Below are 22,521 nucleotides of genomic sequence, written 5' to 3' on the forward strand. Positions count from 1 at the left end.
GACTCACCCCTCTTTCGGTTCAGGATGAAGAGAGGAAACCGGCCCGGCTTCGGGCACAGTTTCACACTCCTTGAAAATGCGTTTGTCACAACGGGTACAGGTTGACTTGTTCAGGTTGTCAAAAATGTGTCGAATGGCGTCCTGCTTGGAGGCAAAGAAATGATCTTCACCAATGGCTTCTATAAAGTGTCCCTTGCGCAGAAATCGGCAGACCCGGCTTTTGTTATCCGTAAAGTACAATCCGCCGCCACGTTGTTTGAGGCGCTGTGCCTCCTGCACCAGCATCTCGGCGCCGGCCATGTCGATAAAGTTGATGCCGGTGGAGATAATCAGAATATGATTAATTCCTTCCTCATCCGAGATATGGTTCAGCAGGCGCTGGATGTTGGTCAGCGAGCCGAAGTAGATCGACATGTCGATACGGATGATCTTCAGTTGCGGGCACTGGGCCAGCGGCTTTTTCTCGACATTGGTCAGACTGTGTTTGGGGGTGGCGGGATCCGGCGCCAGCGTAATCACCTCCGGCGTGGAGGTGCGGCTCAGGAAAATCACCAGCGACAGGATGACCCCCAGATAAATAGCGAATTCCAGGTGCAGGAACAGTGTGGCGAAGAAAGTCACCAGCAAAATCGCGGTTTCCGAGCGACTGACCTGCAGGATTTTTTTTATATGATGAAAATCGACCAGGTTATAGGCGACCAGCAGAATAATCCCGCCCATGGTGGCGATGGGCAAATAGGCCATCAGGGGCGCAATCAGTAATACGATCGCCATCAGAATAATCGCGGCGAAGATGGCCGACATCGGGGTGTACGCCCCGGCGGCGTAGTTGATCCCGGAGCGGGTAAAGGAACCGGATCCGGCGTAACTGGAGAAGAAACTGCCGACCATGTTGGACAGGCCCTGTCCGATAAATTCCTGGTTACCGTCGATTTGCTGATGGGATTTGGCGGCGATCGCGCGGGAAATAGACACCGCCTCGATCAGACCCAGCAGGGCCACGGCAAAGGCCTGCGGGGCCAGTTCCCGAATCGCGGCAAAGGAAAAATCGGGTGAGGACAGTGGCGGCAAATGACCGGGGATCTCGCCAATCATGGCCAGGCCGGCGGCTTCGCCGCCCAGCTCAAGCGCCAGCAGGCTGCCGGCGATCATGGCCAGTAACAGATTGGGCAGGGACGGAAGAAACCGCTTGATCAGGACCGCCACGATCAACGTGAAGGCGGCCACGCCGAACACCAGCGGATCCAGTTGTTCCAGGTGGCTGAACAGATCCATCCAGACATGGACAAAGGACTCGCCTGCAGGCACATGGATGCTGGTGATATGTTTCATCTGACTGGTGGCAATCAGCACGGCCGCGCCGGCGGTAAAGCCGATAACCACCGTGTGCGAGACGAAGTTAACCAGCGTGCCGAGTCGGGCCAGCCCAAAGGCGAACTGGTAGACGCCGGCCAGAAAGGTCAGCGTTAATGCCAGTTGAATAAACTCGGTACTCCCGGGTTCGGCGTGTCCGCTCAGGGTGCTGAACACGACAATGGAAATAGCCGTGGTCGGCCCCGATATCAGATGGCGCGAGGATCCGAACAGTGCGGCAACGATCGGGGTGACCATCGCGGTATACAGGCCGTACTGTGGCGGCAGGCCTGCAATGGTGGCAAATGCCACGCTCTGGGGCAGTACGATTACCGCCCCTGTCAGGCCCGCAATAAGATCGGCGCGCAGGGTATGCCGACCCACCATGGGCCACCAGAGCAGGAACGGGAAAAGCTTGTCGAACAATGTACTCATGAAAGCCTTATCTGGTTGCCATCGCGACGGTATAGTGCTTGCCCTGCTTCAGTTTCTTGTAGTTGCCAAATATCTCTTTAAAGTTGCGCTCGATATATTTGCGCAGGCCGGTGATGGTGACTACATAAAACCGCCCGCCGGGTTTCATCTGTTGCCGGGCATCATGCATGAACAGGGTCAGCATTTCGTTGCCCACCTTGGCCGGCAGATTGGAGGCGATCACATCAAAGCGGCGCTCGCGGATCCGGTCGAAACCGTTACTCAACAGCGCCTCGGCATTGGTGATCCGGTTGAGCGCAATATTTTTCTGCGCGTAGTCGATCGCCACGTAATCCCTGTCGACCAGTGTCGTATTGCCTTGCGGCGCCAGTCTGGCCAGCGTCAGCCCGATGGGGCCGTAACCGCAACCCAGATCCAGGCAGTCATCATCCGGGTTGATGTCGACGTAATCCAGTAACAGCAGTGAGCCTTCGTCCACCTCGCGGGGCGAGAAGGTGCCCCAGGTGGAGTGGAAGGTCAGCGGCTGTCCGCGCAGGGTCGCATTGAAGACAATGTCCTCGCGCAGCTTGTCGATTGATTCCCTGTTCATGGCCTCTCAATTAACGCAGAGGGTCGCAGAGACGCAGAGAAAAAAATAATATCTTCTCCTCGCGCTTCGCGTCATCGCCACGGGTAAAAATTGCATTGTATCTCAACAACCGGCACCAATGCCGGGTGTCAATGCCACCTTATTTTACAAAGAAGGTGTTGACCGCCGCTTCCAGAGTTTCGCGCATGTCCGGATCGTCGGTCAGCGGGGTAACCAGGGTCATGATGCAGGCCGCAACCGGTTCCACGCCCTTGTTGATCAACTGACCCGCGTAAACCAGCAGGCGGGTGGAGATCCCTTCGTCCAGGCCGTGCCCTTTGAGGTTACGGGCGCGATGGGCGATCTGGACCAGCTTGCCGGCGGTCTCGCTGTCGATGCCGGTTTCCTGGGCGACGATCTCGGTTTCGTCCTTTTCGTCCGGATAGTCAAAGTCCAGCGCACCGAAACGTTGCTTGGTGGACTGTTTGAGATCCTTCATCAGGCTCTGGTAGCCGGGGTTGTAGGAGATAACCAGCTGGAAATCCTCATGCGCCTCGATCAGCTCGCCTTTTTTGTCCAGCGGCAGGGAACGGCGATGGTCGGTCAGCGGATGGATGATAACAGTCGTATCCTGACGTGCCTCGACGATTTCATCCAGGTAGCAGATGGCACCGATACGGGCGGCGGTCGTCAAGGGGCCGTCCTGCCATTTGGTACCGTCCTTGTCGAGCAGGAAACGGCCGACCAGATCCGAGGCGGTCATGTCCTCGTTACAGGCGACGGTGATCAGGGGTTTTTGCAGCTTCCAGGCCATGTATTCGACAAAACGGGATTTACCACAGCCGGTCGGTCCCTTGAGCATCATCGGCATGCGGGCCTTGTAAGCCGCTTCATAGAGTTCGACTTCGTTTTCCACCGATTTGTAGAACGGTTCCTGGGTGATTTTGTATTGCTCGACATTGTTTTTACTCATGGCATAACTCCCGAGTTGCGTGTCTTAAAATAGTATTAACGCGGCATTGCAAAAGCGGCTGCGCCGCGATTATGTTTATCGCACAAAGGTGTTCTTGCCCTCTGCTTGCCGGGGTAATAATACTTCAGGTCGTAAAATAAAAAGCCCCTGTCCGCACGAGTCGGGCAGGGGCGTTGTTCTGGAAACGCCGCACCTTACCTACCATGGTATTATCGCGGCGTACCGTACATCCTGTACATCGCGGCTCCTGTGCGTCCATGCACCCGCCGCATACCATACATCCTGTATATAACCCTGCCTGGTATCAGGCCTTTATTTCGCCGCGGAAGATAACCATTGAAGCACCCTGTGACTGGGCATAGTTGTCATAACCGATCAGACGCACGTGATTTTTCGGGTGCGCCTTGTGGCAGGCTTCTGATTCAGCCAGGATCTTGTCCACGTCGGTTTCACCGAACATGGGCAGCTTCCACATGTACCAGTAATGGTCAAAGGCATTTTCCGGCTCGGTATGTTCAATAGCCGGGTTCCAGCCCTGGTCGACGATGTACTGAACCTGCTTCTTGATATTGTCCTTGGACATCTCAGGCAGGTAAGAGAAGGTCTCAAATTTACGGCTTGAGGTATCGGTCAAGCTTGATTTGTAGTCTTGCATATCGCTCATGTCTTTATCTCCAAATTCAGTTTCAAATTCTTCACCGTTCTTTAATGAACGCTCTGGAATTCAGTGACGAGTGCCGAGTTACGAGTAACGAGGGGTATGTCCTCGTCACTCGTTCCTCGTGACTCGGCCCTGTTATTTGTGGGAAACATCCAGCTTGTCGACGGTGTCGAATTCGAACTTGATTTCCTTCCAGGTTTCCATCGCCATCTTGAGTTCCGGGCTGTGCTTGGCGGCTTCGGTAAGAATTTCCTTACCTTCTTTCTCAATCTCGCGGCCCTGGTTACGGGCTTCGACACAGGCTTCAACGGCAACACGGTTGGCCGCGGCGCCGGCTGCGTTACCCCAGGGATGACCCAGTGTACCGCCACCGAACTGCAGCACGGAGTTGTCACCGAAGATGGAGACCAGTGCCGGCATGTGCCAGACGTGGATACCACCGGAGGCAACAGCGAAGGCGCCCGGCATGGAACCCCAGTCCTGGTCGAAGAAGATACCGCGTGAACGGTCTTCCTTGACGTAGCTTTCACGTAGCATGTCGATCCAGCCCAGAGTGGATTCACGGTCGCCTTCCAGCTTGCCGACTACGGTGCCGGTGTGCAGGTGGTCACCGCCGGACAGACGCAGGATCTTGGTCAGTACGCGGAAGTGGATACCGTGGTGCGGGTTACGGTCGAGTACGGCATGCATCGCGCGGTGGATGTGCAGCAGCAGGCCGTTGTCACGGCACCACTGGGCCAGACCGGTATTGGCGCAGAAACCGCCGGTGATATAGTCGTGCATGATGATCGGGGCGCCCAGTTCCTTGGCATGCTCGGCACGCTTGAACATTTCGTCCGGCGTCGGCGCAGTCACGTTCAGGTAGTGGCCCTTGCGTTCGCCAGTTTCGGCTTCGGCTTTGTGAATGGCTTCCATGACGAAGTCGAAACGCTGACGCCAGCGCATGAACGGCTGGGAGTTGACGTTTTCGTCGTCCTTGGTGAAGTCCAGACCACCGCGCAGACCTTCGTAGCAGGCACGGCCGTAGTTCTTGGCGGACAGACCCAGCTTCGGCTTGATGGTGCAGCCCAGCAGCGGACGACCGTATTTGTTCATGATGTCACGTTCAACCTGGATACCATGCGGCGGACCGTTACAGGTCAAGACGTAGGCAATCGGGAAGCGAACGTCTTCCAGACGCAGGGCGCGCACGGCCTTGAAGCCGAATACGTTGCCGACCAGCGAGGTGAAGACGTTAACAACAGAACCTTCCTCGAACAGATCGATCGGATAGGCGATGAAGGCATAGAAACAGGTGTCATCACCCGGTACGTCTTCGATCGCGTAGGCGCGACCCTTATAATGGTCCAGGTCGGTCAGCAGGTCGGTCCAGACGGTGGTCCAGGTACCGGTGGAAGACTCGGCAGCAACAGCGGCAGCGGCTTCTTCGCGCGGAACCCCTTCCTGCGGCGTGATTTTGAATACAGCCAGCAGATCGGTTTCGCTTGGCGTATATTCCGGCATCCAGTATGTTTCGCGGTAGTCTTTTACACCCGCGCTATAGGTCTTGCCCATGAGGATATCCTCCTAAGTCGTTTCAAATAATCGTTTACGCCTGCAGCCATTCACGACCGACCATGGTCTAAAAAGTGGATAGCTGCAGGTACCAAGTGGTCGGGGAAGTATAGACAGCCTATGCATAAAGTAAACTAAATAATAATGATTGGAAGCATAAGGTAAAGCTTATTCATTGGTGCGCCCGTGAAAGCGGTTTAAACCCTAATGGCTGCCTGAATCTGAATCGCCTGCGAGACGATAAGGCAAATTGACTCAAGGGAGGCCGAAGTGTCCCTTATTTAAATCATGTCATCAGGGTGGAATAATGCTTTATTAATCACGTATTTACTATAATATGAGAGTTATAGTTTACTGCGACAGCTTACGGATAGCCCGCTATGCACGTCACTCTGCGTCAGTTGAAGGTTTTTGAGGCCGTTGCCCGGCATCTGAACTATACCCAGGCGGCCCAGGAGCTGCATCTGACCCAGCCCGCCGTTTCCATGCAAATCAAGCAGTTGGAAGAGTCGGTGGGGTTGCCGTTGTTCGAGCAGATGGGTAAACAGACCTATCTGACCGAAGCGGGACGGGAGATGCACCATTACTGCCGGGCGATCTCCCGCCAGCTGAGCGAGGCCGAAGAGGTGATCGAGCAGCTCAAGGGGGTGCGGCGCGGGCACCTGGACATCTCGGTGGCCAGTACCGCCAATTATTTTGCCACCCGCCTGCTGGCCAGCTTTATCAGCCACTATCCCGAAGTCAGTTTCAGCCTGGATGTCACCAACCGCGCCACCCTGTTGCGGCAGCTGGAGCAGAACGACAAGGATATGGTGATCATGGGCAAGCCGCCCGAGGATCAGGGGCTGGAGACCGAGGCCTTCATGGAGAATCCGCTGGTGGTGATCGCGCCACCGGATCACCCGCTGGCCGGCGAAACGGGGATTTCCCTCAAGCGTCTTGAGGAAGAACCCTTCGTGGTCCGTGAACCGGGTTCGGGCACCTTTATTGCCATGGAGCGCTTTTTTACCAAACATGGCATCAACCTCAAAACCGGCATGCAGATGACCAGTAACGAGGCGATCAAGCAGGCGGTGGAAGCCGGGCTGGGACTGGGGATCGTCTCCATTCATACCCTCGAACTGGAGCTGGAGACCGGCCGACTGGTGGTACTGGATATGGCCGATTTTCCGATTTTGCGCCACTGGTATGTGGTGCACCGTGAGGGCAAACGGCTCTCGCCTGTGGCTCAGGCTTTCAAGGAGTTTGTTCTGAGCCAGGCCAGTGGTATGGTTTCCCGCGCACACTTGCAGCTTGCTTGAGTCCTGCCCGCGCCGGGCGCATAATCGATTTACTTACCAATACTTATAATCATTCGCCCGTTCGGGTTTTTCAGCCGTGGTCAGACACCGATGCAATATTCGCTCACTGACGTTGTAAACATGGGAGTAACTATACGATGAAATATCTTGTCTCTATCACATTGATGGCGATGTTGGCCGGTCCCGCGATAGCCGAACAGAGCACTGAACATGTCGAACAAAGCCGCGCGGCGGTTCAGCAATTTTTCGGCCAGCTTAAAGGTGAGCTGCAAGCCGGGATGAAAGCCGGCGGGCCGGTCAACGCCATTGAGGTGTGCAGTGACAAGGCGCCGGCGATTGCTCGCGATGTCTCAAAGGATAAGGGGCTGCAGATCGGCCGGACCAGTCTTAAGCCTCGCAACCCCGGCAATGCCCCGGATCAATGGGAAGAGGCCGTGCTCAGGGAGTTTGAACAGCGCAAGGCGGATGGTGAGCACCCGAAGAAAATGGAAAAGCATGCGATCGTCGAGCAAAATGGCCAGCAGGTCTTTCGTTACATGAAGGCGATCCCGACCGGCGAGCTCTGCCTGAAATGCCACGGTACCCAACTTGATCCGGCGGTTTCCGCCAGGCTGGAAAAGCTCTATCCCGAGGATCGGGCGACCGGTTACAGCCAGGGTGATCTGCGCGGCGCCTTTACGATTAGCAAGAATCTCTAAACCGACTATATAAATAGCCTGATTTTGGGGTTATTTTCCGGATCGGTTTTGTTAACATGGCACGGCCCCGGAGGAACCTGTCGGGTTCGCCGGGGTCAATTAATGTATTGAACCGACGTTCAGGCCGATTTGCGCATGAGACGAACACGACACGGGCTCGTCCACCTGCTGACCCTGGCAATGCTGTTATTGCCGGTGCAGGCGTTGTATGCGCAAACCGAGATGCAGGTGCCCTCGCCAAATCATGTCTGCGAGCACATGCAGGTGGCGCAGGCGGATACCCCCAAAGCGATGAGCTGTTGTGAGCAGGATGCCAATCACTGCAACCAGAATTGCCGCGACTGTTTTCATTGCCAGAGTATCAACGCGGTTGCCTCTGTGCTGAACACCGAAATCGATACCCCCGATCTGCACTATTCGCTTCCCCTGCACGGGACCGCTGACGGCTTGCCCCCGAGCGGTCAATTCCGACCTCCCCGAAACCTCATCTGACGTTGACACCCTTCACGGGTGTACTTTGCTGTCGTTATGCCGATGCGAGGCATCGGTATGGAATCAGATGATGAGGTGTCACCATGTTACGTCTATTTATGTTGTGCGGTGTCGTACTGGCGACATTGACAGCCCGGCCGCTGTTGGCGGCGTCAACGTTGACACTCGAGGAGTCGATTCGGCTGGCGCTGGACAATGATCCCGGGTTTCGAATTAACGAAGCCAGAAGCGCGGCCCTGAAGGAACAGGCGGTCGCCGATAACGCCCTGCCCGATCCCAAGCTGAAGCTGGGGCTGATGAATTTTCCCACCGACACGTTCAAACGGGATCAGGAACCGATGACCCAGGTACAGGTGGGCATCCAGCAGATGTTTCCGGCGGGAGACTCGCTCAAATACCAATCCCAACGCACCCTCTCCCGTTCACGGGTGCAGCAACATCGATCGGAGGATCAACGTCGGCAACTGGTGCGTGACGTACGTCAGGCCTGGCTGGAATGGTATTACTGGCATCGGGCACAAAAAGTGGTGCAGGAGAACCGTAATCTGTACCGCAGCCTGGTACGGGTGACCGAATCTCAGTATGCCGCCGGGCGGCAACAGCAGCAGGATGTGATCCGCGCGGAGCTCGAACTGGGGTTACTGGATGATCGCCTGGTGGATATTCGCAATCAGATGGAAGAAGCCTGGGCGACGCTGGCGCGCTATCTGGGCGACACGCCCGACGCCATGAGCCCGCCGCAACCGTTCCCCGAACTGCCTCGTCCGCAATCGCCCCGGCTCGATGAGCATCCGCAGATTCAGGCCGCCCGCGCCGAGGTGGACGCGGAACAAAACGGGGTTTCCCTGGCGCGTCAGTCGTACAAACCCTCCTGGATGCTGGATGTGACCTATGGCGGACGCGACGGGTTGAACCCCGACGGCAGCGGGCGCAGCGATTTTCTCTCCGCCATGGTGCTGATGGATATTCCGCTGTTTACCGATAATTACCAGGACCGCAAGGTGGCTGCCGGCAAGCAGCAATTACAGGGCGCACTTTACAGTCTCAAGGATCGCCAACGAGAACTGAACCGGCAATGGCAGGCGAGCCATACCCGCTGGAACAATCTGGCCGATCGTCTGGCCCGTTATCAGGACCGCTTGTTACCCATGGCGCGGGAAAACGCCCGGAGCGCCCTGCAGGGTTATCAAAGCCGCGATGCGGAATTCACTGCCCTGATGCGGGCCCGCATTATGCAACTGGACACCGAACTCAAGGCACTGCGCCTGCGTACCGATCACGCCAGGGCGCAGGCGCAGTTACTCTATCTTGCAGGAGTCACACAATGAAACTGATGAAAGGATTACTGATTCTTGGGTTGGGGCTGGCACTGGCCGCCTGTGGTGACGACAAGACCAGCTCGGACACCGGTTCCGAAGCAACGGGACAACAGGAAACCGCGCTGGAGCATGCAAAGAAGCACACCGATCCCAACTATGTCTGTCCCATGCACCCGCAGATTATTCGGGATGAGCCGGGCAACTGTCCGATCTGTGGCATGGATCTGGTCGAAAAAGAGCAGGATGACGCGAGTGAGGACGAAGGCGAGAAGGAGATCCTCTATTACCGCCATCCACACAATCCCTCGATTACCTCCAAAGAGCCGAAAAAAGACGAGATGGGGATGGACTTTGTCCCGGTCTATGATGATGGCGGCGGCAGCTCGGTGAAAATATCCCCGGCCGTGATCAACAACATGGGTGTGCGTACCGCCAAAGCCGAGCGCGATACCCTGTGGCGCAAGATCGATACGGTCGGCTATGTCGCCTATGACGAAAGCCTGATCTCGCATATTCATCTGCGAACGCAGGGCTGGATCGAAAAGCTCTATGTCGAAGCCGAGGGCGAACGAGTCGAAAAAGGTCAGCTGCTTTACGAGGTATATGCCCCGGAGCTGGTCAATGCGCAGGAAGAGTATGTTCAGGCCCTGGACAGCGGGCGTAAATCGCTGATTCGCGCCTCCCGGGAACGGCTGGTGGCGCTGGGCATCGGTAACGAACAAATTGACAAGCTGCGCCAGACCCGTCAGGTGAGCCAGTATGTCAAAGGTTACGCCACGCAGGACGGTATTGTAGCCAACCTTGGTGTGCGTGAAGGCATGTATGTCAAGCCACAGGCCGAGGTGATGGCGCTGGCGGATCTCTCTTCTGTCTGGATTCAGGCCGAAGTGTTCGAAAGCCAGGTGGACTGGGTCGAAGCGGGCCAGCCGGCCGATGTCAGCCTCTCCTATTTCCCCGGTCGCACCTGGGAAGGCGAAGTGGAATACGTCTACCCGAGCCTTAATCCCAAAACCCGCACCCTGCGGGTACGCCTGCGCTTTGACAATCCCGATCAAACCCTCAAGCCCAACATGTTCGCCGATATCAGTATTTACGGCGGACCGAAGCGGGATACCGTGGTGATTCCACAAGAGGCCTTGATCCGCGGCGGAGACGAAGATCGGGTGATCCTGGCACTGGAGGAAGGTCGCTTCCGGCCCCGGACCGTGGTCGCCGGCATGGCCTCGGGTGACCGGGTCGAGATCAAACATGGGCTGAAAGCCGGTGAGCGGGTTGTAACCTCGGGACAGTTCCTGATCGATTCGGAAGCCAGCCTCAAGGCCAGCATCAAACGCATGACATCACCGGCAGACGAGACTGCCGCAGAAAGTACATCAGCCTCGTCAACGATCACCGGCACCGGCGTGTTGCATGAGCTGGAGCCGGAAGCAAACAGCGTCAACATGAGCCACGATCCGATTCCCGCAATCGACTGGCCGGCAATGACCATGTCGTTCAGGGTCAAACCCGATGTCGACCTCGAACCATTCAGCCCCGATGACAAAGTCGAATTCGATCTCGAAAAAGGCGACGACGGCTATGTCATCAAGGCCATGCGTAAGCGAAAAGAGTAAAGAATAACCACCAAGACACAAAGACACCAAGGAGAAAAAAATGGAATTTATAAAGGTATCGTCTGAGGTTGACAAGATTGCGAAGGAAGTTGTTGATAGTGCATTTCATGTCCACAAATCGCTTGGTCCGGGGTTGCTCGAATCAGTTTATGAAGCATGTATGTTGCACGAGCTTCAAAAACGCGGAATGAAAGTGGAAAGCCAGAAAACTATCTCGGTTATCTATGATGGATTAAAAATAGATGCAGGGTTACGGCTTGATTTGCTTGTTGAAGATGAGGTTGTAGTTGAATTGAAGTCTGTAGAGACAATTTTGCCAGTTCATGACTCGCAACTATTGAGTTATCTGAAGCTGGCGAATAAACGGCTTGGTCTGCTGATCAATTTCAATGTGCCTGTCATAAAAGATGGGATCAGAAGAAGAATATTATAACTGTCTTGGTGCCTTGGTGCCTTGGTGCCTTGGCGTCTTGGTGGTGAGATTTTTGGAGCTTCAAAATGATTGAACGAATTATCGACTGGTCGCTGCGCAACCGTTTTCTGGTGTTGTTGCTGACGGTGATCCTGTGCGGCTGGGGCTGGTTCGCGGTGAAGAACACGCCGCTGGATGCGATTCCGGATCTGTCGGATGTGCAGGTGATTATCAAGACCACCTATCCGGGCCAGGCGCCGCGGGTGGTGGAGGATCAGGTGACCTATCCGTTGACCACGGCGATGCTCTCCGTGCCGGGGGCGAAGACGGTGCGGGGTTATTCCATGTTCGGGGATTCGTTTGTGTATATCCTGTTCGAGGACGGGACCGATCCCTACTGGGCCCGATCGCGGGTACTGGAATATCTGAGTCAGGTCGAGGCACGATTACCCGAACAGGCGCGTCCGGCACTGGGGCCCGATGCCACCGGGGTGGGCTGGATCTATGAATATGCCCTGGTGGATCGCACCGGCCAGCATGATCTGTCGCAGCTGCGTTCTCTGCAGGACTGGTTTTTGAAGTATGAGCTGCAGACGGTTTCCGGCGTGTCGGAAGTGGCGACGGTCGGCGGCATGGTCAAGCAGTACCAGGTGGTCCTCGATCCGGACAAACTGCGCGCCTACGATCTGCCACTGGCGAAAGTCCGCCAGGCCATCCGGCAGGGCAACCAGGAGGCCGGCGGCTCGGTGATCGAGATGGCCGAGGCTGAATACATGGTGCGGGCCACCGGCTACATCCAGAGCAAGGACGATCTCAAAAACATTCCCCTGGGTGTCAGTGAGCAGGGCACGCCGTTGTTGCTGGGGGATATAGCCGAAATCCGGCTGGGACCGCAGATGCGCCGCGGTATCGCGGAGCTGAACGGCGAGGGCGAGGTCGCCGGCGGTATTGTGGTGATGCGTTACGGCGAGAACGCCCTCAAGACCATCGAGGGCGTGAAGCACAAACTGGCACAGCTGCAAAACGGCCTGCCCGACGGCGTGGAGATCGTCGAGACCTATGATCGCTCCGCCCTGATCAACCGGGCGGTCGATAACCTGACCGGTAAATTGCTGGAAGAGTTTTTGATCGTCGCGCTGGTCTGTCTGGTGTTTCTGTTTCACCTGCGCTCGGCGCTGGTCGCCATCATCAGTCTGCCGATCGGGATCCTCGGGGCGTTTATCGTCATGTATCACCAGGGCATCAATGCCAACATTATGTCCCTGGGCGGGATCGCCATCGCCATTGGCGCCATGGTCGATGCGGCAATCGTGATGATCGAAAACGTGCACAAACACATCGAACGCGAGCCGCTGACTAACGAGAATCGCTGGCGCATTATCAGCGAGGCGACCCGCGAAGTCGGTCCGGCCCTGTTCTTCTCGCTGTTGATTATCACCCTCAGCTTTTTGCCGGTGTTCACACTCGAGGCGCAGGAAGGGCGCATGTTCGCGCCGCTGGCCTTTACCAAGACCTATGCCATGGCCGCGGCGGCCGGGTTGTCGATCACCCTGGTCCCGGTATTGATGGGCTACTTCATTCGCGGCCACATCCGCCCGGAGGAGAAAAACCCGGTCAACCGGATTTTGATCAAGGCGTATCAGCCTTTTATCCATACCGTACTGAACAAGCCCAAAAGCGTGCTCGGTATTGCCCTGCTGGTGGTGTTGATGACGATCTGGCCGGTAATGAACATCGGTTCGGAGTTCATGCCGGATCTGGACGAAGGGGATCTGATGTACATGCCGACGACCTTCCCCGGCCTGTCGATCGGCAAGGCGCAGGAGCTGCTGCAGCAGACCGATAAACTGATCATGAGCGTACCGGAGGTCGAGCGGGTCTTCGGCAAGATCGGCCGGGCCGAAACCGCCACCGATCCCGCACCTTTGACCATGATCGAAACCACCATCCAGCTCAAGCCGCGCAGTGAGTGGCGCGAGGGCATGACTACCGAAAAACTCAAACAGGAGTTGAACGATCGGGTGCAATTCCCCGGTCTGACCAACTCCTGGGTGATGCCGATCAAAACCCGGATCGACATGCTGGCGACCGGCATCAAGACGCCGGTGGGCGTCAAGGTCTCGGGGCCGGATTTGAACGTGATCCAGGAGATCGGCCAACAGATCGAAGAGGCGGTCATGCAGGTACCGGGCACCGTCTCGGCCTATTCGGAACGCACCGTCGGCGGCCGTTATGTGACGGTGGATATCGATCGACGGGCGGCTTCTCGGGTCGGTCTGAACATCGCCGATGTGCAAAATGTAGTGAGTACAGCCATAGGCGGTATGCAGGTCGACCAGACCGTGGAAGGGCTGGAACGTTATCCGATCAATTTACGTTATCCGCGGGAGGTTCGCGAATCGGTCGACAAGCTGCGCGATCTGCCGGTGATTACCAAGCAGGGCGCCCGGATTCCGTTGTCCGAAGTGGCGGATATTCGTGTCGAGACGGGTCCGGCCATGATCAAAAGCGAAAATGCGCGGCCCAACGGCTGGACCTTCGTCGATATCAAGGATCGGGACCTGGGGTCCTACGTGGAAGAGGCGCAACGGGTGGTTAACCGGCAGATCGATTTACCGGCCGGCTACTCCATTGCCTGGTCCGGGCAGTATGAATACATGGTGCGGGCCAAGGAGCGCCTGAAGGTCGTGGTGCCCCTGACGCTGGTGATTATTGTGCTGCTGTTGTATCTCAACTTCCGCAATATTATCGAGGTGCTGATCATCATGGGCACGCTGCCGCTGGCCCTGGTCGGGGGGTACTGGCTGCTTTACCTGCTCGGCTACAACATGTCGGTCGCCGTCGGCGTGGGCTTTATCGCCCTGGCCGGCGTGGCCGTGGAGATCGGGGTGGTGATGCTGGTCTATCTGAATCAGGCCTATCGCAACCAGATAGCCAATAAAGAACGCGTGCACGTGCCGAACCTGGAAGAACTCAAGCAGGCCGTCATCGAGGGTGCCCTGTTGCGGGTGCGCCCCATTATCATGACCGTGGCGGCCATTACCGGGGGGCTGTTGCCGATCATGCTGGGCGGCGGTACCGGCTCTGAAGTCATGCGCCGCATCGCGGCACCCATGGTCGGCGGGATGGTCAGCGCTACCATATTGACCCTGGTCGTGATTCCGGCCGTTTATTTTCTGTGGAAGCAATTTGAAGTCAAGCAGTTTATTGAAAAAGGCAAGATACCGGGGGTGTGAACATGTCAGCGATATTCAACATTGTGGTGCTGGGTATTATTGGCAGTCTGTGGCTGGCCGGGTGTGACAACTCGGTCAGTTCCAACAGTCAACCACAAGCTGACCAATCAGCCTCAACAAAAACCGGGGTGCCGCCGCGTAATCAGGATATGCAGCAGATCCTGCGGGGCGGGCGCCTCTATCAACAAAACTGCGCGGCATGCCACGGCAAACTGGCGCAGGGGGCGTCGAACTGGCGCCAGCGCGACGAGGAGGGAAAATTCCCGCCACCGCCGCTGGATGGCTCGGCACACACCTGGCACCACCCGACGGCCCAGCTGGTCGAGATTATTAAAAACGGCACGCGGGATCGGGGCGGCAATATGCCGGCCTGGAAAGACCGGCTTGGCGATCAGGACATTGCCGATGTGTTGGCCTGGATCAAGGCGCAATGGCCCGATGATATCTATGCTCAGTGGTATCGCAACGATCAACGAGCAAAAAACAGATAGGCAAGAAGGAATATATGATGCACGGTGAAGGGTGGAGTGGCGGTTGGTGGTTGTTCGGTCACGGGGGCTTCGGTATCCTGATCTGGATTGTCGTACTCCTGGCCATCGTCTGGCTGATCAAACAGATACCAGCTCCTGGAGACTAGTACCTAGGACGTGAGCCTGAATAGACACAATTTTATGAATCACATGTAATTTTCTGAACTATAAAGATTTCTGAAAGGAGAGTGAGTATGTACGGATTTAACACCAAGGTCTCGGGCAGTTTTGATGATGCGGTTGAGAAAGTCACCGAAGCCCTGAAAGAAGAGGGTTTCGGCGTATTGACCGAGATCGACGTTAAGGCAGTCATGAAAAAGAAACTGGATATCGACAAGCGGCCCTACAAAATCCTGGGCGCCTGTAACCCGGTACTGGCCAACCAGGCCCTGACCGCCGAGCCGGATATCGGTCTGCTGCTGCCCTGCAACGTGGTCGTGCGCGAGGAAGATGATAGCTCAATCACCGTGGCCTTCATGGATCCTCAGGCGGTGCTGGATCTGGTGCAACAACCCGGGATTCATGAGCTGGCCGGGGATGTCAAGGCAAGGCTGGAACGGGTGCGCGACAGTCTGTCGAAATAAGGTTCTAGTTGCTAGTTGCTAGTTGCTAGTTGCTAGTTGCTGGTGACTGGTTACCAGAGAACAGAGGCGTAGGTCAGGTTGCGTGCAGCGCTACCTGAGATTCTGCGTATCGGCAGGGGTGTCACGCAGGCTAATGCCAGCGTGACCTACAGGATTAGCCAGAGTATAAGGTATGCACAAATTTGGAACAGTCTTGTAGGTCACGTTGGCGTAGCCTACGTGATTTGAAGAGTAGGGTATCGACGTTGAATTCGGAGAATAGCCTCAGTCTTGTAGGTCACGTTGGCGTAGCCTACGTGACTTGAAGAGCAGGGTATCGGCGTTGAATTCGAAGAATAGTCTTGTAGGTCACGTTGGCGTAGCCTACGTGACTTGAAGAGCAGAGTATCGACGTTGAATTCAGGGGATAGCATCAGCACTCAGCACTCAGCACTCAGCACTCCGCACCTAGTACTCAGCACTCAGCACTAACCATGCCTGATTATTAATTTCTCAGCCGGTACTCCATCGCGTACTGAAATTCCCTGCTGGATAAAGATGCCGGCGGTGGGGGAAAAGGTTGGGCTTTGCGGGCGGCCTGGATGGCTGCTTCGCAAAACAGGTCATTACCTTCAAGACATTCGATATCTTGTAATTGACCGTCATCGGCGACCGTGATGCGGATTGAAGCCCGACCCTCCAGCTGGCGCCGGCGCGCCATAAAAGGATAGTGCTGGTACTGTTCCAGATGGCGCAGCAAACGGCTCTGGTAGGATTCATCGGCTGATATCCCGCTGCGGACACCCCCGCTCTGCATTCGTTGCTGCTCCACCTCTTGCGGCAACGCCTCTTTAAACGGTTTTATCGCTTTTTCCTCTGACGGTTCATTAGTTTGTGTTTTTACGGGCCTGTTCGGCTTTTTGACGGGTTTCGGCTTCGGTTCAGGTTCAGGTTCAGGTTCAGGTTCAGGTTCAGGTTCAGGTTCGGATTTCGGCGCCTTCTCGGGTGGTTTTTTCGGTAACGGTTCGGATGTTGTCCGGTTTTCTGTTGCCGGACTCAGAGTGATGCTCAGTCGCGTTTCATTATCTGTCGGATAGTGTCCCGGCGAGAGCGAGCCGGACTGAATAATTGCCACAACATGCAGACCGATTGAGACCAGCAGCGTCAGTTTGAAGACAGGCGTTAGTTGCGTCATGAAAAGCAGGTCAGTCCGGTGGGTTTTTCGCATGTGCTGATATAAGCAAACTTTAACGTAATATCATCCCCGCTCCAATGCCGCAGGCCGGGTAAAACTGTAAGACACATAGTCGGGATCAAAATGCCAATGTGGCTGTTTTGAGACGAGGTGTCTGATAACAGACAGTTTCAAATTTATTTCCCACTGCAAGTTGTTGTTTTGTGGTAAATGATTTGTGGCACGGCATTTGCTCCTTTGTAGTTTATTTATATGGGGAGCAAGCAGTATGCAGTGCAGGTACTCTATTGAATTAAGAACGGCATAATATTTTCCTGTTCTGATCCCCGACTTTAATAACAAGCTACATTCAAGGGAAAAAAATGCATCAGCAACCATTACCTTTGCGCAAAACCTTACTTGCCACACTGATCGCCGCTTTCGCCCACGGCACCGCGATCGCCGAAGAGGCCATACCAACCATTTCGGTCACCGCCCCCCCTCTGACAGAGAGCCGCGACGTTAACCGCACAACCGTCAGTGAGGAGACCCTGCAGATGCTGGCCCCGGCTACCAGCGACAGCGCCAGCCTGCTGAAGAACCTCCCCGGCCTCACGATCCAGGGCTCCGGCGGGGTCTCCGGTCTGCCCGTCATCCGTGGCCTGGCCGATGATCGCCTGCGCATCAAGGTCGATGGCATGGACCTTATCTCCGCCTGTGGTAACCACATGAACCCGCCGCTCTCCTACATCGACCCGAGCAATGTCGACAGCGCCACCGTGTTTGCCGGCATCAGCCCGGTCAGCGTGGGTGGCGACAGCATCGGGGGCACCGTTCTGGTCGATTCACCTGCGCCGCAATTCGCACAACCCGGTGAAGAAAGCCTGTTAAAGGGCGAGGCCGGCTTTTTCTATCGCAGCAACGGCAATGCCTACGGCGACAACCTGAGCGCGACCGCCGCCAACGAAAAATTCAGCCTGACCTACACCAGCTCCACTACCGAGTCGGGCAACTACAGCGCAGGCGATGATTTCAAGACCCAAACCTATGTCAATGACGTGGGCGACCCCTCCCTTGACAGCGACGAGGTCGGCTCGACCAGGTACAAATCCACCAATCGCTCCCTCAGCCTGGCGATGCTCAACGACAACCACCTCACCGAATTCAAGATCGGCATGCAGGATATCCCCTACCAGGGGTGGAGCAACCAGCGTATGGACATGACCGGCAATGACAGTACGCAATTCAATCTGAACCACACCGCCGAGCTTGACTGGGGCACACTGGAAGCCCGCGCCTACCACGAGCGTACCCGTCACTCCATGCAGTTCTATGACGACAAGCTCTTCTGGTATGGCTCCAATGACGGCACCACCAATCCCGATGGCGAGCCCTGTACTCTGGAAGGTGGGATGAACGGCTGTGCGGCAGGCATGCCGATGGATACCGAGGGCAATAACAGCGGACTCCTGCTCAAGGCGGATATCGTGCTGTCGGGCCGTGACCTGCTGCGGGTAGGCACCGAGGCCCAGCAGTACCGTCTGGATGACTGGATGGATCCCTCCGGTAAGGGAATGTGGCCCGACACCTTTATCAATATCAACGACGGCGAGCGCGACCGCCTGGCGTTGTTTGGCGAGTGGGAAGCGCAGTGGGACGAGCGCTGGCTGACCCAGCTCGGCCTGCGCTATGAACAGGTGAAAATGGATGCTGGAGAGGTACAGGGTTATAACGCTACCTACCTCGCTGACGAAACAGCCTTCAACGATGCCGACCGCGCCAGGACCGACGACAACTTCGACTTCACCGCGCTGGCCCGTTTCACCCCGGATGCCAGCCGCACCATCGAGTTCGGCCTGGCGCAGAAGAGCCGCTCGCCCAACCTCTACGAACGTTACACCTGGTCGACCGGCGGCATGGCGATGCGCATGATCAACTGGGCCGGCGACGGCAACGGCTATGTCGGTAATCTGGAGCTGGACCCCGAAATTGCTCGCACCGTCAGCGCCGCCTTCAGCTGGCACGATGCAGCGCAAAAGAAGTGGGAGCTGAAGGTGAGCCCCTACTATACCCGCGTCAAGGACTATATCGATGCCGAGCGCTGCTCGGGGGCGGCCAGCGGTGTCTGTACTGATGCTAACCTGACGGCGACCGAGGATTTTGTCTATTTGCAGTTTGTCAACCAGGAGGCCACCCTCTACGGTCTGGACATCTCCGGCCACTTCCCGCTGGCTCAAAACACTCCGTACGGCAACTTCACCGCGACCGGTATGCTGAATTACGTTCGCGGCGAGAACGAGGATACCGGTGACAACCTCTACAACATAATGCCGCTCAATGCCAGGCTGGCCGTCGTGCAGCAGAAGGGAGCATGGCAGAACACCGTCGAGGTGGAGCTGGTGGATAGCAAGGAGGATGTCTCCGCCACCCGTAACGAGATGCAGACCGAGTCCTACGGCCTGCTCCATCTGCGCAGCAGCTACACCTGGAAACAGGCCCGCTTCGATGTTGGTATCGAGAACGTCTTCGATGAATTCTACAACCACCCGCTGGGCGGCGCCTATCTGGGTGAAGGCAAAACCATGTCCGGGAGTGATGTTGCCTGGGGTACCCCGGTCCCCGGCATGGGACGTTCCATCTATGCCGGCGTAAACATCAAGTTCTGAGCCTGGCGATGGCATAATAAGGAGACGACGCCGGCGTAAGCCGGCGTTTTTCATGTGCCTGCGATACCTCTGTCATCCAGGTCAACGAACCGGGCCGATCTTACTGGGCCAAAGTGAATATCGTATTTTGATCCATTGATTCAAGAGCGGTTGACGAACGCGGAGGACGCAGAGGCGCAAAGACGCAGAGAAATGAATTTTGAATTCTAAATCAGTGGAACTGTATTTTAGATAGAAAAAGTTGCCAGGAAGATCAAAAAACATGATCTCCGCGCCTCTGCGGCTCCGCGTCCTCTGCGTTTTTAATCAGGGATGCTGATTTATTCGATCGCGTATTTTTTCATGCGGTAGATCAGCGCGCTGCGGGTGATGCCGAGCAGCCGGGCGGCCTTGCTCTGGTTGCCGGTGACCCGGGCCAGTGCCTGGCGAATCATGCTCGCTTCCAGGTCATCGAGCTGTACGCCCGTACCGGGCAGTTGCAGTGAACTGTCCTGCCCGGTGTTCGGGCGGACGATCTCGGCCGGCAGATTGCCGACATCGAGGGTCTTGCCGGGCAGCAGCACCAGCATGCGTTCGCAGACGTTGCGCAGCTCACGCACGTTGCCGGGCCAGGCGTAAGCCTGCAAGGCTTCGATGGCGGCAGTGGTATAGCGGGGTGCATCCAGACGATGATAGATTGCCAGGCGTGCTGTCAGCTTGCCCAGCAGCAGTTCGATATCGGAAAAACGTTCGCGCAACGGCGGCAGATGCAGCGGTACCACGTGCAGGCGGTAATAGAGATCTTCACGGAACAGACCTTCTTTCACCAGCGTATACAGATCCCGGTTACTGGCGGCAATGACCCGTACATCCACCTTTTCTGTCGTGGTCTGACCCAGTGGCTGGATCTCGCCCGATTCGAGAAAACGCAGGAGCTTGACCTGTACCGGCAGGGGCAGTTCGGCGACCTCATCCAGAAACAGGGTGCCGCCGTCGGCGGCCTTGAGTTTGCCCGGCTGATCCTGGTGGGCATCGGTGAACGCACCGCGCCGGTAACCAAACAGTTCAGCCTCAACCAGATTATCGGGCAGGGCGGCACAATTAATATTGATCATCGGCGCCCGGTTGCGCGAGCTCGTTCGGTGCATGCCATGCGCCAACAGCTCCTTGCCGGTGCCGGTTTCGCCGGTGATCAGGGTGGTGACCTCGGTCACGGCAATCAATTGCGCCGAGCGCAGAGTGGCAAGAAAGGCCGGAGCCTGGCCCAGTAAATGCGTGAATGCGTCATTCATGGCAAACTTCCTACAGAAACATGTTGATGACCGTGCGCCCAGGTCAGATAAAAGCTTGCGATAGCCAATACTATCAGCAGTAAACCCACGCCCATTTTGACCTGGGTCAACCGGGACAGCCTTGCCATCCATCCGGTTAATATACCGGCGGTCATTACCGAAGGCAAAGTCCCGGCGCCGAAACTCAGCATGAACAGCGCGCCATAGACCGCGTCACCGGCAGTACCCGAGATAATCAGTGCGGAATAAACCAGCCCGCAGGGCAGCCAGCCCCAGACCAGGCCGAACAACCAGGCGTGCCAGGGTGAGCGCACCGGAATGAGTTTCTGCCCCCAGGGTTGCAACCGCTTCCACAACGGTTTGCCCAGTTGCTCGATCATGGCAAAACGGGGAAACCACTCGGCCAGATAGAGTCCGATACCAATCATCATGGCGCTGGCAATGCCTTGCAGGATCAGATGTCCTGTGTCGGGACTGAGCACCTTGAACAGGCTGTCACCCAGCCAGCCCAGCAGGGCGCCGGCGGCTGTGTAGCTGGTAATGCGACCAAGGTTATAAGCGGAGATATAGGGAAACAACCGCCAGCGGTGTTCGCGGACCGCCGGCGGCAGACTGAAGGTCAGCGCGCCGATGATCCCGCCACACATCCCCAGGCAGTGCAGACTACTGAACAGCCCGACAATAAAGGCACTGACCAGGGCAATATCCATCTAGATCAACACTCGCACAAGAAATAAAGCGACATCATAACATTACTTGATTGCCGCGACCTGTCGCGAGTCGGAAATCGGAACTCAGAACTCCAGGGGCCAGCTCCGGATGCATCGCCTGCAGGACATGCTGCAGCGTCAGCCGGGATTCGCCGGTCAGGTCAATCAGTTCGGTGGGATTCAGATCCGCCATCTGCCAGACCCGGGTATCGATGGGCAGATCATCATCCGGGCTGATGGCTTGCTCGATCGTGTTGCCGATCGCGTTGGCCAGATGCACGATACCGGTTTCCTGAATGTAATGGTTCGCCAGGGCGGGCTGATGATGAAGGCCAACCGCCTCGATTATTGCCTCGGGCATATGCCACTGATGCAGCAATGCTGCGCCAACTTCCCCATGGTCAATCCCGAAGACATCCCGCTCGATGTGGTACAGCTTGTCTTCGCCCTGCGCGGCACGCGCCAGAACCTGACGGGATTCTTCGGGTCGTAATAAATACATGACCAGTTTGCCGATGTCGTGCAGCAAACCGGCGATAAACAGACGTTCGGTGTTAACGAACCGCAGTCGTTCGCCCAGGGTTCGGGCGGCGCTGGCCACCGCGAGGCTGTGGCGCCAGAACTGTTGGGGGGTGATCAACCCCTCGGGAAACTGGTTGAACTGTCTGATCAGCGTCATGGTCATAATGATGTCCCGCAACGCATGGGTGCCGATGAGGGTGATGGCCATGGAGATGCCGTCAATCTGCGACGACACGCCGCAAAAGGGACTGTTGACGATCTTCAGTACGCGCGCCGAAAGTGAGGCATCCTGATTGATGATTTCGGCAATCTCCGCGGCGCTGCAGGCGGGGTCGTTGATCAGTGTGTCAAGACGCGCGACGATGGCCGGCAGCATAATCCGCTCAAGGCGATCATAAAGCAGGGACTGGGGATCGGGCGCCATGGCGTCGGGTAAGGTATCCTGTTATCCGTTGGCGAATCGCCGAGCC

The 22,521-nt window shown here is 56.6% G+C and carries 19 protein-coding genes; 10 read left to right on the plus strand and 9 right to left on the minus strand.

Going from position 1 to position 22,521, the window contains the following annotated elements; genetic code table 11:
* Positions 1–3: 3 nt before the first annotated feature.
* The 5 genes from U5K34_RS07315 to U5K34_RS07335 all read right to left on the minus strand — a co-directional run bounded on the left by U5K34_RS07315 (position 4) and on the right by U5K34_RS07335 (position 5,544).
* Positions 4–1,788 (minus strand): SulP family inorganic anion transporter, encoded by a 1,785-nt coding sequence (locus U5K34_RS07315; protein ID WP_322564722.1) that lies wholly within the window; start codon positions 1,786–1,788, stop codon positions 4–6.
* A gap of 7 nt (positions 1,789–1,795) precedes the next feature.
* A complete protein-coding gene (locus tag U5K34_RS07320; RefSeq protein WP_322564723.1) occupies positions 1,796–2,377 on the minus strand; it encodes a class I SAM-dependent methyltransferase in 582 nt (193 codons plus the stop codon).
* A 139-nt stretch (positions 2,378–2,516) separates the two neighbouring features.
* A complete protein-coding gene (locus U5K34_RS07325) occupies positions 2,517–3,329 on the minus strand; it encodes a CbbQ/NirQ/NorQ/GpvN family protein (RefSeq protein WP_322564724.1) in 813 nt (270 codons plus the stop codon).
* A 304-nt stretch (positions 3,330–3,633) separates the two neighbouring features.
* On the minus strand, positions 3,634–3,993 hold the full coding sequence (locus U5K34_RS07330) for a ribulose bisphosphate carboxylase small subunit (RefSeq protein ID WP_322564725.1): 360 nt from the start codon (positions 3,991–3,993) through the stop codon (positions 3,634–3,636).
* A gap of 132 nt (positions 3,994–4,125) precedes the next feature.
* Entirely contained in the window at positions 4,126–5,544 is a 1,419-nt protein-coding gene (locus U5K34_RS07335; RefSeq protein ID WP_322564726.1) for a form I ribulose bisphosphate carboxylase large subunit, read from the minus strand.
* A 380-nt stretch (positions 5,545–5,924) separates the two neighbouring features.
* Here U5K34_RS07335 and U5K34_RS07340 point away from each other — a divergent pair, with 380 nt between their 5' ends.
* The 9 genes from U5K34_RS07340 (at position 5,925) to U5K34_RS07380 (ending at position 15,729) form a co-directional block, all read left to right on the plus strand.
* Positions 5,925–6,845, plus strand: coding sequence for a LysR family transcriptional regulator (locus tag U5K34_RS07340; RefSeq protein WP_322564727.1), 921 nt, complete (start codon positions 5,925–5,927; stop codon positions 6,843–6,845).
* A gap of 137 nt (positions 6,846–6,982) precedes the next feature.
* Positions 6,983–7,543, plus strand: coding sequence for a DUF3365 domain-containing protein (locus U5K34_RS07345; protein ID WP_322564728.1), 561 nt, complete (start codon positions 6,983–6,985; stop codon positions 7,541–7,543).
* Positions 7,544–7,678: 135 nt separating this feature from the next.
* Positions 7,679–8,035 (plus strand): hypothetical protein, encoded by a 357-nt coding sequence (locus tag U5K34_RS07350; protein ID WP_322564729.1) that lies wholly within the window; start codon positions 7,679–7,681, stop codon positions 8,033–8,035.
* Between the two features lie 83 nt (positions 8,036–8,118).
* Positions 8,119–9,363, plus strand: coding sequence for a TolC family protein (locus tag U5K34_RS07355; protein ID WP_322564730.1), 1,245 nt, complete (start codon positions 8,119–8,121; stop codon positions 9,361–9,363).
* Positions 9,360–10,967: an efflux RND transporter periplasmic adaptor subunit gene (locus U5K34_RS07360; RefSeq protein ID WP_322564731.1), complete on the plus strand. Its 1,608-nt coding sequence runs from the start codon at positions 9,360–9,362 to the stop codon at positions 10,965–10,967. Before U5K34_RS07355 ends, U5K34_RS07360 begins: the two co-directional genes overlap by 4 nt.
* A 40-nt stretch (positions 10,968–11,007) precedes the next feature.
* Positions 11,008–11,400, plus strand: coding sequence for a GxxExxY protein (locus U5K34_RS07365; RefSeq protein WP_322564732.1), 393 nt, complete (start codon positions 11,008–11,010; stop codon positions 11,398–11,400).
* Between the two features lie 65 nt (positions 11,401–11,465).
* Positions 11,466–14,615, plus strand: coding sequence for an efflux RND transporter permease subunit (locus U5K34_RS07370; RefSeq protein WP_322564733.1), 3,150 nt, complete (start codon positions 11,466–11,468; stop codon positions 14,613–14,615).
* Positions 14,616–14,617: 2 nt separating this feature from the next.
* On the plus strand, positions 14,618–15,106 hold the full coding sequence (locus U5K34_RS07375) for a c-type cytochrome (protein WP_322564734.1): 489 nt from the start codon (positions 14,618–14,620) through the stop codon (positions 15,104–15,106).
* Positions 15,107–15,339: 233 nt separating this feature from the next.
* A complete protein-coding gene (locus U5K34_RS07380; protein WP_322564736.1) occupies positions 15,340–15,729 on the plus strand; it encodes a DUF302 domain-containing protein in 390 nt (129 codons plus the stop codon).
* 484 nt (positions 15,730–16,213) lie between these two features.
* Here U5K34_RS07380 and U5K34_RS07385 read toward each other — a convergent pair whose 3' ends face one another.
* The gene (locus U5K34_RS07385) at positions 16,214–16,903 is read right to left on the minus strand and encodes a TonB family protein (RefSeq protein ID WP_322564737.1); all 690 of its coding nucleotides are present in this window, start codon (positions 16,901–16,903) and stop codon (positions 16,214–16,216) included.
* Between the two features lie 362 nt (positions 16,904–17,265).
* On the opposite strand from U5K34_RS07385, the gene U5K34_RS07390 reads away from it, so the two are divergent.
* On the plus strand, positions 17,266–19,548 hold the full coding sequence (locus U5K34_RS07390; protein ID WP_322564738.1) for a TonB-dependent receptor: 2,283 nt from the start codon (positions 17,266–17,268) through the stop codon (positions 19,546–19,548).
* Between the two features lie 320 nt (positions 19,549–19,868).
* On the opposite strand, the gene U5K34_RS07395 is transcribed toward U5K34_RS07390, so the two are convergent.
* Genes U5K34_RS07395 through U5K34_RS07405 form a run of 3 tightly spaced genes read right to left on the minus strand, consistent with a single transcriptional unit; the run spans position 19,869 to position 22,475 of the window.
* Positions 19,869–20,819 carry a sigma-54 dependent transcriptional regulator gene (locus tag U5K34_RS07395; RefSeq protein WP_322564739.1) on the minus strand — a complete coding sequence of 317 codons (951 nt, stop codon included), beginning with the start codon at positions 20,817–20,819 and terminating at the stop codon, positions 19,869–19,871.
* Complete coding sequence (locus tag U5K34_RS07400) at positions 20,816–21,529, minus strand: sulfite exporter TauE/SafE family protein (RefSeq protein WP_322564740.1); 714 nt, start codon at positions 21,527–21,529, stop codon at positions 20,816–20,818. The genes U5K34_RS07395 and U5K34_RS07400 overlap by 4 nt, the downstream gene beginning before the upstream one ends.
* A gap of 34 nt (positions 21,530–21,563) precedes the next feature.
* Positions 21,564–22,475 (minus strand): HDOD domain-containing protein, encoded by a 912-nt coding sequence (locus tag U5K34_RS07405; RefSeq protein WP_322564741.1) that lies wholly within the window; start codon positions 22,473–22,475, stop codon positions 21,564–21,566.
* Between the last annotated feature and the right edge of the window lie 46 nt (positions 22,476–22,521).

This window comes from Thiohalophilus sp., assembly GCF_034521165.1.
Taxonomy (GTDB): Bacteria; Pseudomonadota; Gammaproteobacteria; order UBA6429; family Thiohalophilaceae; genus Thiohalophilus.